The organism is Pseudomonas karstica (genome assembly GCF_009707515.1).
Classification (GTDB): Bacteria; Pseudomonadota; Gammaproteobacteria; order Pseudomonadales; family Pseudomonadaceae; genus Aquipseudomonas; species Aquipseudomonas karstica.
The window spans coordinates 1-14,143 of record NZ_WLYI01000002.1; the positions used below are offsets into that span (position 1 = coordinate 1).

Genomic DNA, 14,143 nt, shown 5'->3' on the forward strand with positions numbered 1-14,143 from the left:
CCCCTGGGGTGCCGCTGCCGAGCCGCCCTGCTGGTTCATCGACGCCTGACCGGCGCGCAGCAGCTTTTCAAGTAGATCACTGGTGTTCATAGTGTCGCCCTCCTAAGGCATCAGGTTCCAGACAAGCAACAATAGCCTGTCTGGGCGATAACGTCGTGACCGCCCGGCAGGGTTGATGCGCCCCCTGGCGTATCGTCCATCCTCTGGCCGCCTTATCATGGTAGCGCCACACTCAGTCGCAGTACCAACGAGGAAGGACGCACGTGAACCGCACCGAGCATATTAGCCTGATGGCGACCTATAACCAGTGGATGAATCTGAAGATTTATGAAGCCGCCCGCGAGCTGAGCGACGAAGCGCTGCTGGCCGACCGGGGGGCCTTTTTCGGCTCGATCATCGGCACCCTGAACCACCTCACCCTGGGTGACAGGGTCTGGCTCAAACGTTTTGCCCAGCACCCGGCCGGGTATGCCGCCTTGACGCCGCTAAGCACACTGGACACACCACAAAGGCTGGATCGACTGGCGTTTGCCAATATCCGCGAACTCCAGGCCCATCGCGCCTGGCTGGACCAGGTCATCCTCGACTGGGCGCAAGCCATCAGCGAGCCCCACCTGGACCAACGCCTGCGGTACCACAACATGCAGGGCGTTGCCGCAGAGAAGAACTTCTACAGCCTGGTCACGCACTTCTTCAATCACCAGACCCACCACCGGGGCCAGGTAACGACGCTGTTGACGCAAGCAGGTCGTGACGTCGGTGATACCGACCTGATCGGCCTCGTCGAGTGATTCAGGTAGTGGGCACATTTCAGTGCTAACGTTCAGGCCGCACATTTGCAGCGCTGATCGCGGTTCGGCTCATGCCGTTGGCGAACGGCGGTAGGCCGCCAACAGCACACCCATCGTCATCAATAAGCCACCGGCGCCCCGATTGAAGTGTTGCAAGTGCACGGGCTGCAAGCGGCGAAGCAGGCGCGCCCCGCACACAGCGTAGAACATCATGGTGCTCACGTTCAGCACGCACAGTACCAGCAACAGGCACGCGTACTGCGGCAACTGCGGCTGGGCACTGTCGACGAATTGCGGCAGGAACGCCGACATGAACAACAAGGCCTTGGGGTTGGAAATAGCCACCAGGAAACTACGGGTAAAAATACCGGCCAAGTGCGCACCCGGTTCTTCACCCTCGCCCACCGTCGGCAACGCCATTTGCGGTGAGCGCAACATCTGCCAGCCCAGCCATATCAGATACGCCGACCCGATCCATTTCAGGCCCTGAAACAACCCCTCGCTAGCCGCCAGTAATAATCCCAAGCCACAAGCCACCGCTATCACCAACAAGGCATCGGCCAACACGGCCCCCGCCATGCCCCACAGCGCCGCCTTCAAGCCGTGCCGCGAGCCATTATGTAGCGCAAGCAACACCGTCGGGCCGGGAATAGCGATAATCGCCGCACTCATCATGACGAACAAAAACAAGGTTGCCTGGGTCACGCAGAGCTCCTGTCAACCCAGCCTGATCCAGGCCAGTGGTCGAGGAATGATCCATTAAAAGCAACCCCGCCGACAAAAAAGCCCCGGACTCGCCGCAATGCTGTTCAGTTAAGGTTTTTGGTAGGAGCGAGCTTGCTCGCGAAGAACTCATAGGCGACGCGTTTATCCAGGAGGCACACGTAATCGTTGAGGTTTTTCGCGAGCAAGCTCGCTCCTACAGGGGTCGATAGGCATCACACGCTCGCCGATGCTTTCGGGGGTGTTGAAGACCACTCAATCGCCGTTCGAGACGGCGCGTGTACGAGGCCGATAGCTCGGCAGCACCGCGGCATACGCCAAGGCCTCCTCACGGGAACCAAAGGAGGCCAACCGGTCGTTCCGGGTGCATACCCGCCAGGGACCATTGTTGACCTGCACGATTTCATAGCCATTGAGGTGCATCTTGTCCAGCATTGGAACGCTCATAACCACCTCTCTATATCCAGAGATAATCCAAGAGTTACCTGACCCACCATACACCCGGGCATGGGACTGTGGCCTACCGAACGTCGCACCAAACGTGCCTTCAATTGAGACACCATCGCCATTCCCATGCTGGGCATATCTTGCAAGCTGGCGCATCCAAGCGATGTAGATCACTGATCTGTCTAGCTTTTTTATTCGAATATTTATCGACCAAAGACCGTGTTCGAACTTGCGCCAATGAGGTTGGATCTATATATTCCCTAGCCTGTTGCAACACTCAAGGCCCGCTCTTACGAGCAAGGCTCCCTGGGTCGCTTCACCGCGCTACCGCCCGAATGGCGAAACTGGTAGACGCATGGGACTTAAAATCCCCCGCTCGTAAGGGCGTCCCGGTTCGATTCCGGGTTCGGGCACCATCTATATCAAGGGCTTGCCAGGGAAACCTGATGCAGGCCCTTATTGTTTTTGTTCCGCCATTTTAAAGCTTGCCCCGCAACACCCCTACCCCGGCGTCCTGCCGACCGAACACAAAACCCTACTTACAAGCCACTGACCACAACTGATCAAGCCTTGTCGTATAGCTCTGTCTCATCATCTCGCGCGCATTCTCCAGTCACGCTTGGCCGGGTCGGTGATGTTCACCACTCCGCCGGTCTGGACCCGCAGTCGCTTCGCGGTATGGTTGGCCTGAGTCTTTGTGGTGGTAATGACTATGCCGACAGGCATGCCCACGCCGCGCAGCACCCGATGTAAGAGTAAGTTTGCTGCCTATGGACATTCTTGGGCCTCTGCCTAGAAGGCCATAGGCAGATCACCTTACGTCCATGGAGGCCAGTATTTCTTTTGGTAAATGTTTTTTTGTCCATAGATGCGGGCGGCAAAAATTTTCTGCATGAACAATATATAGGTACTAACCTGACAACCTAGTCTTGTTGTATGCCGCACTCTAACGCAATGGACATTCCAGACAGTCTGCACTTCTTTGGAGAAAGATATGGATATCAGATTCAACGAGCCTCTTGAGTTATCAAGCTTTCAGCCCCCTGGTTTGCTTCAACATTTTCTAATCCAAGTACATAAATTTCCAGATAAAATAGCTGTCACAACGCCCGAAAAAAATATTACTTATTACGCACTGGCTGAGCAGGCAACAGTCCTCGCTCAAGCTTTACGAGAAAAAGGCGTCACCCGGGAAACCCCCGTTGGAATCCTTCTACCACCCGGAATTGAACAGATTATCAGCCAGATCGGAATTCTGATGGCAAAGGGGACTTGTGTCCCTTTGGATCTTGATATGCCTGAAAATCGACTTAACGACATGCTGGACGATCTACAAACGCAATGGACAATTTCAATCTTGCCGATGAAACATAACGCCCTGCGCACCACACTACTTGATTTTCAGCATTTGCTAGAAAAGCGACAAGAGATTGAGGCCGTCGACGCCATAGACATATCTATGGAGCATAGGACACATATACTTTTCACGTCGGGCACCACAGGCAAACCAAAAGCCGTCCAAATCGAAGCCAAGGGTATTTTACGATTGGTTTTAAACACAAACTACGTGAACTTTACCAGCAATGACCGTCTCGCTTGCATTGCCAATCCGACCTTTGACGCATCACTGTTTGAGATCTGGGGTGCGCTGCTCAATGGGGCAAGCACGGTCATCATCCCGAAAAAAGTACTTCTGAATATACATGACTTCCAAGAGGAACTGGCTCATCGAAAGATAACCATCATGTTCATAACCGCAACATTATTCAATTTAATTGCGACGACATTCCCTGGAGCGTTCCGATCATTCCGCTATCTGTTAGTTGGGGGCGAAGCGCTCAATCCTCATACTCTAAAACTTGTGCTGGACATGGGCCCTCCCGAACACCTCCTTAATGGCTATGGGCCGACGGAATGTACTACATTTGCGATGACGCACGATATTAAAATGGCGGATCTAAGTGGGAGCAGCGTTCCCATTGGCCGCCCTATTAATCACACTATCGCTTTAATCCTTGATGATCGATTGTTACCCGTCGCACAAGGAGACATTGGCGACCTATACATCGGTGGCGATGGGCTTGCACGCGGCTACTGGAATCGAGACGAACTAAATAAAGAAAGATTTGTTAGTGTCACGTTGCCCGGCCACTTGCAGCCTTCGAAACTGTACAAAACTGGCGACCTCAGTTCGCAGCGCTCCGATGGTATATTTATGTATTACGGGCGCATGGATAACCAGATCAAGATTCGCGGGCATCGCATTGAGCTAGAGGAAATTGAAGTACAGATTTTAAGGAGAGGAGACGTAAGGGCCGCAACGGTAGTCTTGGTGCAGAACGAATATACTGATCCTTTTTTAACAGCCTTTGTCGTCCCCCTCAATCCAGACACATTCAAGACTAAACTCCTTCATGACGAACTGCTTCAACACCTTCCTAATTACATGCTTCCGCGCTTGCTCGTAATTGATGACATACCTTTAACATCGACAGGAAAAACCGACAGACACAAACTACTATCACAACTAGCAACGAGTACCGTAAAAATTGCACGACCTGAGTCTTTCAATGACATTGAGTACTCATTACTACTGATATGGCAAAAATCCTGAACACTTCCGACTTAGGCTTGGAGGATAACTTTTTCCAACTGGGTGGTAGTTCGTTGCAGGCAGCAAGTTTGATAATCGAGTTAAGGCGGCAATTCAAGCGAAGCTGCTCTATACAAACACTCTATGAGGCCCCTACGCTGCGCGAGTTGGCCAACGTGATTTCACAAAACAAAACCATTCAACCTCAGGTCGACGTAGCGCAGTGGTTACAAGATGCTCAGTTGCCAGACGACATCCAACCATTATTTGGAGCCCCCATAAACTGGAACGCTTCGAACACTACGACAGCACTGTTGACCGGCGCCACCGGTTTTCTTGGTGCATTTCTTCTGCGAGATCTGCTGACGCTTCCCAACGTTAAAAATGTTATATGTTTGATTCGAGCCTCGGATGAGGCAAGCGCCCGTCAACGCATCCAACATAATCTCTCGCAGTATGGCTTATGGTCGCTGGATTTCAGTGAGCGTATCACCACTATCACTGGTGACTTATCCTTGCCCAAGCTCGGGTTAAGCCACCAGCGATATGATGAATTGGCTGAGGAGGTTGATGTAATTTTTCACCTAGGTGCACACGTCAATTATATTCAACCCTATCTGACGCACCGCGCGGGCAATATTGAAGGTACGCTGAACATCTTGCGCCTGGCAACACAGGGCCGATCTAAACCACTGCATTATGTGTCTACTATCGCCGCTTACGGGCCCGCTGGATTACTTAATAAAATTGATAAAATTTTTGAAAAAGATGATCTTCGACCTTATTTGGCAGGCATGACATACGACTCTGGGTATTCACAAAGCCAATGGGTTGTTGAACAGTTTATTTGGGAAGCTGAAAAAAGGGGGATTCCGCTGTCGGTGTATAGACCTGGGTTTATTATGGGCGACAGCATTAACGGTACTGGAAACCCTAAAGACTTCGTATCCCGGCTCATCATAGGGTGTATTGCGATCGGTGCCTACCCGAGACTCCCCCGGCAACGCAAAGAGTTTATCTCAGTTGACTATGTGAGCTCCGCGCTATTAACCATTGCGAAGGATAACAAAAATCTTGGACAGGCTTATCATCTGGTACCTCCAGACCATACTCAATCCATTGATCTAGATAAATTTTTCGAACTGTTATGCGGCAGTGGTTATTCGCTGCAAAAACTGCCATACCTCGAATGGGTCAAAAGACTGGATGCCGATCCCGACTTGCAAGATAACCCCCTAATGCCGCTACTGCCCATGCTATCAGAAAGAGTTTATCAAAATCTAACGCGCTGGGAGGTGTATGAAAACATGCCAGCTTATGATGCCAGCAATGTAAAATCCGCTCTTGCGGCAGCAAACAGTGATCTACGACCAGCGCCAATGGATAGCAATCAGCTATCCCTGCATCTGAACTTCCTGAAAAAAAATGGCTACTTGCCTAACCATTTCCCGAGCCTATCCTAGGGAAGATCTGAAGTACCAACCGTTTTTGGACTCCAACCAGTTGGAGTTCAAAAAACGGTGGCCTGCCAAAAGCCAGGTACCGCTTGAGCGGTACAACGCGGCACCGACCACCCAAGTCGCTCTACTCCACCTCCAGGGGAAATGCTGCGCGCTGACTTGGAGTTGTGGAGATGGCAGCCACACTGGACCATGGACCGAACCGATCAATGCTCGCGTTGAGAAGGTGGCCCACGGTCCATTCTTCCAGGCAATCTGGCCACACCGGGCAATCACTTCCGTGGACAACTGGTTGAATGAGTGGATGAAGAGTAAGCGCTCCATAAACCCCACCTACTTCAGGTTGGGTGGCACGCTCAGCTTATAACGCGTTGGGCGCGCAGGCTGGAGTCGAACGTTTGGGCTGTTGGGCGCACGCAAGGCGCAAGTTTGTTGAGGCGCAAAAAGTGCAGCCGAAAGGCAAGACGGGAAGCGCTGATATCGCACTGAACTTGATCAACAAGCTTTATGGCGTCGAGCGTGATCTGAAGGATGCGGGCGACGACGATCGTAAAACCGGCCGTCATGATCGGAGCCTGCCTGTACTGGCTCAGTTAAAAAATCGGATGGAAAAGACGATCTTTCGGGACAACAGGGCAAGAATGCCCTCAGCCTGGCGTTGCTGACTCCGTACGTCGCACTCTCTGGCTATCGGCGTCCAGCGTTTCCCGAGGGCTGTCCTGGCCACAGGTAAATTCCAGACGTAAAAAACCCGCACTTGGCGGGGTGGCCTGCATCGCAGATACAGGAGTTTTGAAGGGGTGCCGGGATACTCCCCCGGCCTGCCCCATGGGGGCGTTTGAACAAGCCTGCCATAGACAGGCTTTGTTGGGACTCAGTTAGCTATTGGTGCAACCGTTGCCCATGACGCTGTATTGCATGACATGTTCTTGCCCTTGATGATCCATATAGGTCATCTGGACAGGGACCACGGCACAGATATTATCGGGGATCGCTTCCATGTGAATCACTTTGGCGATGTCCAGGTGCGAGCCGTAGGTATATTGCTCAACTGCAGGTTGATCAGCAAAAGCCATTTGGCTGCCAATCATTACAAACGAAGCAGCAATAAAAGTTGTAAACATTTTCATTTTCGGCGTCCCAACGATGCAAACCGTTAACGCCTTCAGGCGGAGTGAATAAGGCCAAAGGTTCTACGAAACGTTGGAGGGCGGTTTGCTTGGACCCTGCTGAGTTGGCGCTTCGTGGCTTCACTTGGAAGTTGAGTCCATTATTATGCCAATGCTATTTTTGATAAATCCCAAATACTGGAATTCATTATTGCTTTATTTGTAACAACCTACGGTCGCTTCAGGCTAAGATTCAATCAATAAAAACTCGGTGCCTGGCCAAGTAATGAGGCAATCCATGTTGATCTCAGTTATATCCAATGGTCAGTCACTGACACCTGATCAACCAGAGATAGTCCCGTGGTGGAGCTTTACCAAAACGGTCATAGCCGCGACCGCTCTTACGCTGGTGCGTGATGGCCTGGTGAGATTGGATGCCCCGGTTCTTGACCAACCTTTCACAGTGCGCCAACTACTGAGGCATGAAGCGGGACTCGCCGATTACGGCGAGCTTGCGCAGTATCATGCCGCTGTTGCCAACCAAGAGGCGGCCTGGCCGGAGGACGATATGTTGCGGCGCCTTGATGCCACCCGGCTTCGATATAGTCCTGGAGCCTCTTGGCGCTATTCAAACGTTGGCTACCTGTATATTGCCAAGTTGATTGAACGAGTGACCGACCTGACGCTTGAAGAGGCCGTTAGTCGACGCACATTGATACCCTTGGGCCTATCGAGCATGCGCTTCGCAACAACGCACGCCGATTTGCAGGAGTCTTTCCCTGGGAATGCGTCGAACTATGACCCTGCCTGGGTCTATCACGGCTTGCTGATCGGTCCCATTTCGCAAGCGGCGCTTTTCCTGGATCGACTGTTCACCGGGCACCTCCTCCCGACGAGATTGCTACAGGATATGCAGGCCGTACGAATATTGGGCGGTCCCATTTCAGGACGCCCCTGGGTTACACCGGGATATGGTCTTGGTGTGATGCAGGGCCCGATTGAGGGTGGCTTAATTCTGTCCGGGCACACTGGTTGTGGGCCTGGAAGTGTCATCGCGGTGTATCGCTGCTCCGACGGAGAGGCATCAGCGTGTTGCGCTACTTTTGAGGCTGGCGCCACTGAAGGCGCCGTCGAAGCGCAAGTTGCTCGTCAATTGGTAAAAATCTTGCGCAATAGCGCTTGAAAGACGGCGACGAAAAAAACACAGCGGCAGTGGCTTTCTACCTGTATTCGAGGGCTACAAAACTCATGACCATCAGGGCGGTCCATAGAGCGCGGCATGGATTAGTTCCCGCTTGCAGCACAGCCAGTGTGGCTTTGTTTCCCGTGAGTCCAAACAGACGTGAAGTTGAAAGTCTCTCCCGACATGGTATCGGTACAGGGCGAACGGACGATGAGCAACGTGAACGCTTTATCTGCGTCTTTACCGGTGTATTTAACCTTATCGCTCGAAACAACCCGCTCTGCTTTGAGTTGTTTGCCTTGTGAGTTTTCAGGCGTTATCCAGGTCAATGCCGACCCATTGGCTCTAATTGTCCAGAACGGCTCATTGCCTCTAGCAACGAACTGTCGGGCAGCCTCGCCTGGCTCAGCCCCTTCCCCCGAAGACGCCTTGGATGGTTGAGCTATAACTGCATTATCAGCAGGCTTCGATTGGCTGCAGGCCGTCAATGCCAGCGTTAAAAAAACAACGCCAAGGAACGAAAAAGCATTCTGATTCACGACGTTTTCCTTATCTGAAATAGTGATTCAACATAATAAAGCACCTACTCGTTAACCGGCTCATGTTGCGTCTCCTCTAGCGTCAACCTCAGTCAATGTTTCAGAGCCGCTTCGATCACCGCGATGTCGATCTTTGTCATGTTCATCATGGCATCGAATGCCCGCTTGGCCGACGCAGGGTCAGGATGGGTGATTGCGGCTGTCAGGGCGCGCGGTGTGATCTGCCATGACAGCCCCCACTTGTCCTTGCACCAACCGCAAGCGCTCTCCTGGCCACCATTACCCACAATCGCGTTCCACAAGCGATCCGTTTCGGCCTGATCATCGGTTGCCACCTGAAACGAGAAAGCTTCGTTGTGCTTGAACGCCGGCCCGCCGTTCAACCCGAGGCAAGGGATGCCCATCACCATGAACTCGACCGTCAACACATCACCCTGCTTACCCGCAGGATAGTCACCTGGGGCGTGATGAACCGTTGTCACAGTGCTGTCGGGGAACGTCTGGGCATAGAAGGTCGCCGCCTCCAACGCGCTGCCGTCGTACCAGAGACAAATAGTGTTCTTACTGATCATTCAAATTCTCCGAGTGCTATTTGGGAAAACGAAAATGCCGCCAGTGTCCCGCCCATCTCTTAGCCCACGCCGATCAGAGCGTTTTCAGAATAGCCAAGCCTGACACGCTTCGCCTTCAACCTCGCCGCCGTGACCAAGATTATTCTCCAGCCCGGACACTGATGGGCAACTATCAGAATCAGGTCGCGCCCCGTCGACGAGCCGTTACCTGAGCATCTGATACGCTTTTTTCTTCTTCACCTGCCTCTGTATCACAGCCCATAAGACAGCCACAATAAACCTGCTCCCCACACACCCGAGGAGCACGGCGAAAGCGTTCCCGCCACCCCTTCTTTCCGGAGGCCTTATGGCTAAGATGGCATATTTTCTGTTTGGATTTTTAGCGCTGACCGTCGCGATTGGTTTACTCGCGACCATTTCACCGGTCTAGGCCAGATGCAAAAAGCCCAGCGCGGGGCTAGGCTGAAATTGTCAGCTCTCGTTGCGAAACTTCTGTCCCAATCTGGCCAGGTATCGCATCAGCTTTTCTTCCCGCGCCTTGGCATGCCCATCTGGATGAAGGTCTGCAAGAAGGCAATAGATAACTTGGCCGGCCGCATATAATCGACAACCAGTAAAATTGCTTCATAGACAGCTACTTGCACCCAATCCGACCAGGTAATTGCCCCTGCTTTGACTTCAGTGCGGCCTGTACCTGTTGCGGTAAATCGCTCCAAAAAGTGAGCCCTGAGCGCTCTTCAATTTGAGCAACGGTCACTTGATAATCGCAGAAGCTAGCGCTTCGCGGCGTTTCTTGATTCATCACGAATGATGCGTAGACGCCACTTGCAGGTGAGTTGCCCACAAAGATAATTTTCCAGTATCCACTCGGAATAGTGTGGACCTTGTTCGTGCCTGGGAGTGAGCCTACAAAGTGCTCATAGAGTGGCCCCGTAGCGACGTACACCTGATTGATTGTCGGGTCTTTACTGAGAGTTCGTTCCTGATCCTCGAGACGCGCCCACGGCCCTTGATTGAGTTCGGATTTCTGAGGGGTGATGTTCGATAGGTAATTGAGTGTTTGCCAGTCCGGAACCCCGCCCAACGAAGCGAGGTTCGCTTGGTGGCCACGATCAACGTTGAGCGCAACATTTGCTCCGTTGTAATCGACCGGGTCGAGCGTCTCTCCGGCGGGGATATCCGGGTCTGTCCTCCAATTGCGCGGGCGCCCGCTGGCAAGTGTCTGCTTGGTGATTTTGTATGACACCCAGTTCGCAAACTTCGTCGAACCATTGTTGTTCAGCGTGTACGCTTGCCGATTCAACGTCAAAGGACTGCCGCCAGCAGGACACCCCACCGAGCAGTTATCGAACTGCTGCGCTTGTACTGCTTGCTCTTCTACGGCCCCCAACTCGTGCGGTCTTTGCGTTGTCGAACAGGCCGCTATTAGCGGGATCAGTAGTAACGCCGCGTGTTTCAACTTAAGACTTCCTTGCATGATATAGCTCCCCTCTGGGGTATTACATCGATTGATGACAGCTCTGTTTCCCAGGCTCCATCGAGGGCTGCCCCTCGATAGAACTAAAGGAACGCTTCAGAATGAAGTCCGTGAATGCCGCAGATCGAGTAAGGAGGGAGATTGCGAGGTGATGGAAAGATCTAGGAATCGAGAGATGTGATCAGCGAGCCAGGGCTTTGCGTTAGTAGCCCATTGGAGGGTGATGCCCCGGATGCGCCTGCACTTTCCCAAGCCCAATAAAAAACCCCGTAGACGTTAATCTACGGGGTTTTCAAGAGTGGAGGCCGAGGTCGGAATCGAACCGGCGTAGGCGGATTTGCAATCCGCTGCATAACCATTTTGCTACTCGGCCTCAAGCGATCAATGCCCTGGATACTGGCACTCACCGCATACAAACTTGAGAAGGCCATGTAAAACATGCCTCTACTCTATCCTACTGAAAACATTGAAGTTTTTTCAACTCCAGTGCGTTCGATGGGCGCAATTATGCATTCATTTGCCAGTGCTTGCAACCCCTTGATTTCAAGAAATATTCTCTGGCAAGTGTGGATTGTACCCACTTCGCCCGCGGTATCGTGGCCGCTGCCGCAGTGCTCGCAAGCGCCGGCAGCCTTGACCGGGGCCTTCCAGACTCTTTGGGCAGAGCCTGGAAGGTGTGCGGATGGTTTCGTCTTAATAGCCCAGGGACAGCCCGGTATTGCGTCGTGGATCGTTAGCCCCATAGAAACGGTTCTTGCCCACAGGCTTGCCACCCAGGGACGGCGCGCCCACCAGGATCGCCGCCAGGTGGTTGGCATCCTGGGGACCGGCGAATGTATGGCCCCAGCTTTGCAGGATTTTCTGGGTGTCCGGGCTCAAGGTAAAAGCCTCGATATTGGTGGCCTCCGGCATCCACTGTTGGTGGAAGCGCGGCGCATTCACCGCCTCCTGGATATTCATCTTGTAGTCGATGACATTGAGGATGGTCAGCAACGTGGCGGTGATAATGCGGCTCCCTCCGGGTGTGCCGACGACCATGACCGCCTTGCCATCTTTGGTAATGATGGTCGGGCTCATGGACGACAGCGGCGCCTTGCCCGGTGCGATGGCGTTGGCTTCGCCCTGGATCAATCCGTACATGTTGGGCACGCCGACTTTGACGGTGAAATCGTCCATCTCGTCATTGAGGATAACCCCGGTCTTGCTGGCCATGACACCGGCACCAAACCAGTCATTGAGGGTATAGGTCACCGATACCGCATTGCCCCACTTGTCGACAATGGAGTAATGGGTCGTGTTGTTGCCTTCATGGGGCGACACGCCCGGCTTGATTGCCTGGGAGTCTCCGGCTTTCTGCGGCTCAATCGCGGCGCGCAGTTTGGCCGCGTAGTCTTTGTCCAGTAGGTGGGCCACCGGGTTTTCCACGAAGTCCGGGTCGCCCAGGTAGCTGTTGCGGTCGACATAGGCGTGGCGCATGGCTTCGATCTGATAGTGCACGCCCTGGGCGGAGCCGTAGCCCAGTTCGGCCATCGGGTAGCCTTCAAGGATGTTCATGATTTGGCAGATCACCACACCGCCAGAGCTGGGTGGTGGCGCCGAGACCACATGGTAGCCACGGTAGTCACACTCGATGGGGGCCAGTTCCCGGGTCTTGTATTTGTCCAGGTCAGCCTGGGCAATGATGCCCTTGCCTGCCTGGCTGGAATCAACAATTGCCTTGGCCACCCAACCTTTATAGAAGCCATCGGTGCCTTTCGCGGAGATTTCCCGCAAGGTTTTCGCCAGTTCCTTTTGCACCAGTTTCTGGCCCAGCTGCAACGGTTCGCCGTTGTGCAGGAAGATACCGCGCATATCCTGGTCTTTTTTGAATTCGTCGGTGGCGCTGTGCAGCATGTCGATATCGCCCTGATCCAGCTCAAAGCCGTTTTCTGCCAACTTGATGGCTGGAGCGATCACCTGGGCGCGCTTGAGGGTCCCGTATTTGCTCAGCGCCAGCTCCATGCCAGAGACCGTGCCCGGCACGCCCACCGCCAGATGCCCCTTGGCACTCAGCCCAGGGACCACATTGCCCTCCTTGTCCAGGTACATATCCGCAGTGGCTGCCAGCGGGGCTTTTTCGCGAAAGTCGAGGAAGGTCTTGCGCCCGTCCGCCAGCTGCACGGTCATGAACCCGCCGCCGCCCAGGTTGCCGGCGGCCGGATAAACCACGGCCAACGCATACCCCACCGCCACCGCTGCATCCACGGCGTTGCCGCCGGCCTTGAGCACATCGACGCCGACATGGGTCGCCAGGTGCTGGGCCGTGACCACCATGCCATTTTCACCCCCTACCGGAGCCTCGGAGGCGGCCTGCACACCACTGAACGTCAGCACTAACGCCGTGGCTATCAATGTTCGGGTAAAGGGTTGGTAGTTCATCCGTGGATACTCTAATTATTTGGAAACGTAAACTTAGCCCTTCCAGGATCCGATACCCAAGCACCATGGCGTTTTTATAACAGAGCCTGTCGGTGGCAGAACGGACGAGACCAGGCCCATGCTATATTCGCGGCCTTTACACCACCCAGGACACCTCCCCGATGGTGATCAAGAAGACCGGCATCCGCGCCCAGCAAGCCGACCAAACCCGTGCACGAATTCTCCAGGCGGCGATCAAGGTCTTCACCCGTGACGGCTACTCCGGCGGCCGGGTGGACAGCATCTCCCGGGAAGCCGACTCCAATGACCGCATGCTCTATTACTACTTCGGCAGCAAGGAACAGCTGTTTGTCTGCGTGCTGGAGCACACTTACGAGCGGTTCAACAAAGCCGAAAGCACACTCAAGCTCGACTTGAACGCACCAGTCCAGGCCCTGCAGGATCTGGTGGCATTTATCTGGAACTACTACGTCAAGCATCCAGAATTTGTTGCCATCCTCAGTATCGAGAACCTGCACAAGGGCAAGCATGCCAAGCAGTCCAGCGAATTGCGCCGATTGTCCGGGGAAGCGGTCGGGGTACTGCGACCGATAATCGAAGCGGGACAGGCCCAGGGGCTGTTTCGTGAAGACATCGACATCAAGCACGTGTACTTGATGATTGCCTCGCTGTGCTACTTCTACAACTCCAACCAGCATACCCTCAGCTCGTTTCTCGGCGAGGAACTGGCAGACAAGGCGCAACAGCGAGGCTGGCTTGGTTTTATCAGTGACCTTGTGCTACGGGGAGTGTGTAAGGCGCCACCGACCCAACAGTAGACACCGGATCAAA

Annotated in this window: 13 protein-coding genes, 2 tRNA genes and 3 pseudogenes; 8 read left to right on the forward strand and 10 right to left on the reverse strand. The window is 53.8% G+C overall.

Translation table 11 applies throughout. From position 1 onward, the window contains the following. Positions 1-90: pseudogene (locus GIR22_RS26190) on the reverse strand (DUF533 domain-containing protein); the annotation flags it as partial. 173 nt (positions 91-263) lie between these two features. Here GIR22_RS26190 and GIR22_RS01485 point away from each other — a divergent pair. Next, entirely contained in the window at positions 264-791 is a 528-nt protein-coding gene (locus GIR22_RS01485; RefSeq protein ID WP_178122032.1) for a DinB family protein, read from the forward strand. A 69-nt stretch (positions 792-860) separates the two neighbouring features. Here the strand turns inward: GIR22_RS01485 and GIR22_RS01490 are convergent, their stop codons facing one another. Together GIR22_RS01490 and GIR22_RS01495 are read right to left on the reverse strand one after the other, a co-directional pair. Beyond that, positions 861-1,496 (reverse strand): LysE family transporter, encoded by a 636-nt coding sequence (locus tag GIR22_RS01490; RefSeq protein ID WP_178122033.1) that lies wholly within the window; start codon positions 1,494-1,496, stop codon positions 861-863. Positions 1,497-1,769: 273 nt separating this feature from the next. Then, a complete protein-coding gene (locus GIR22_RS01495; protein ID WP_154741584.1) occupies positions 1,770-1,961 on the reverse strand; it encodes a DUF2188 domain-containing protein in 192 nt (63 codons plus the stop codon). Positions 1,962-2,290: 329 nt separating this feature from the next. On the opposite strand from GIR22_RS01495, the gene GIR22_RS01500 reads away from it, so the two are divergent. Further along, positions 2,291-2,377: transfer RNA gene (locus GIR22_RS01500), tRNA-Leu, on the forward strand. A 184-nt stretch (positions 2,378-2,561) separates the two neighbouring features. Here the strand turns inward: GIR22_RS01500 and GIR22_RS26195 are convergent. Then, a pseudogene (locus GIR22_RS26195) lies at positions 2,562-2,705 on the reverse strand (DNA polymerase V subunit UmuC); the annotation flags it as partial. A 250-nt stretch (positions 2,706-2,955) separates the two neighbouring features. Between GIR22_RS26195 and GIR22_RS26100 the strand changes: the two are divergent. The 4 genes and pseudogenes from GIR22_RS26100 to GIR22_RS01510 all read left to right on the forward strand — a co-directional run. Then, positions 2,956-4,575 carry an amino acid adenylation domain-containing protein gene (locus GIR22_RS26100; protein WP_218581638.1) on the forward strand — a complete coding sequence of 540 codons (1,620 nt, stop codon included), beginning with the start codon at positions 2,956-2,958 and terminating at the stop codon, positions 4,573-4,575. Beyond that, on the forward strand, positions 4,560-6,017 hold the full coding sequence (locus GIR22_RS26105; RefSeq protein WP_218581639.1) for a thioester reductase domain-containing protein: 1,458 nt from the start codon (positions 4,560-4,562) through the stop codon (positions 6,015-6,017). Before GIR22_RS26100 ends, GIR22_RS26105 begins: the two co-directional genes overlap by 16 nt. Continuing rightward, positions 5,980-6,381, forward strand: a complete 402-nt coding sequence (locus GIR22_RS26695; protein WP_377665335.1) for an SOS response-associated peptidase family protein — start codon at positions 5,980-5,982, stop codon at positions 6,379-6,381. The genes GIR22_RS26105 and GIR22_RS26695 overlap by 38 nt, the downstream gene beginning before the upstream one ends. Next, positions 6,371-6,631, forward strand: a pseudogene (locus GIR22_RS01510) (IS66 family transposase); the annotation flags it as partial. The gene GIR22_RS26695 and the pseudogene GIR22_RS01510, both read left to right, overlap by 11 nt. A gap of 261 nt (positions 6,632-6,892) precedes the next feature. Here the strand turns inward: GIR22_RS01510 and GIR22_RS01515 are convergent. Beyond that, positions 6,893-7,105: a DUF2790 domain-containing protein gene (locus GIR22_RS01515; protein ID WP_246207755.1), complete on the reverse strand. Its 213-nt coding sequence runs from the start codon at positions 7,103-7,105 to the stop codon at positions 6,893-6,895. A gap of 316 nt (positions 7,106-7,421) precedes the next feature. Between GIR22_RS01515 and GIR22_RS01520 the strand changes: the two genes are divergently transcribed. Further along, entirely contained in the window at positions 7,422-8,306 is an 885-nt protein-coding gene (locus GIR22_RS01520) for a serine hydrolase domain-containing protein (protein ID WP_154741586.1), read from the forward strand. A 101-nt stretch (positions 8,307-8,407) separates the two neighbouring features. Here GIR22_RS01520 and GIR22_RS01525 read toward each other — a convergent pair whose 3' ends face one another. The 5 genes from GIR22_RS01525 to ggt all read right to left on the reverse strand — a co-directional run bounded on the left by GIR22_RS01525 (position 8,408) and on the right by ggt (position 13,312). Then, on the reverse strand, positions 8,408-8,845 hold the full coding sequence (locus GIR22_RS01525) for a hypothetical protein (protein WP_154741587.1): 438 nt from the start codon (positions 8,843-8,845) through the stop codon (positions 8,408-8,410). Between the two features lie 92 nt (positions 8,846-8,937). After that, positions 8,938-9,417, reverse strand: a complete 480-nt coding sequence (locus GIR22_RS01530) for a VOC family protein (protein ID WP_154741588.1) — start codon at positions 9,415-9,417, stop codon at positions 8,938-8,940. 634 nt (positions 9,418-10,051) lie between these two features. Continuing rightward, entirely contained in the window at positions 10,052-10,894 is an 843-nt protein-coding gene (locus GIR22_RS01535) for a DNA/RNA non-specific endonuclease (protein WP_154741589.1), read from the reverse strand. 299 nt (positions 10,895-11,193) lie between these two features. Then, positions 11,194-11,267, reverse strand: a tRNA-Cys gene (locus tag GIR22_RS01540). Positions 11,268-11,587: 320 nt separating this feature from the next. Further along, positions 11,588-13,312, reverse strand: a complete 1,725-nt coding sequence (gene ggt, locus GIR22_RS01545) for a gamma-glutamyltransferase (protein ID WP_154741590.1) — start codon at positions 13,310-13,312, stop codon at positions 11,588-11,590. A gap of 161 nt (positions 13,313-13,473) precedes the next feature. Between ggt and GIR22_RS01550 the strand changes: the two genes are divergently transcribed. Then, positions 13,474-14,130 (forward strand): TetR/AcrR family transcriptional regulator, encoded by a 657-nt coding sequence (locus GIR22_RS01550; protein WP_154741591.1) that lies wholly within the window; start codon positions 13,474-13,476, stop codon positions 14,128-14,130. The last annotated feature ends 13 nt before the right edge of the window (positions 14,131-14,143 follow it).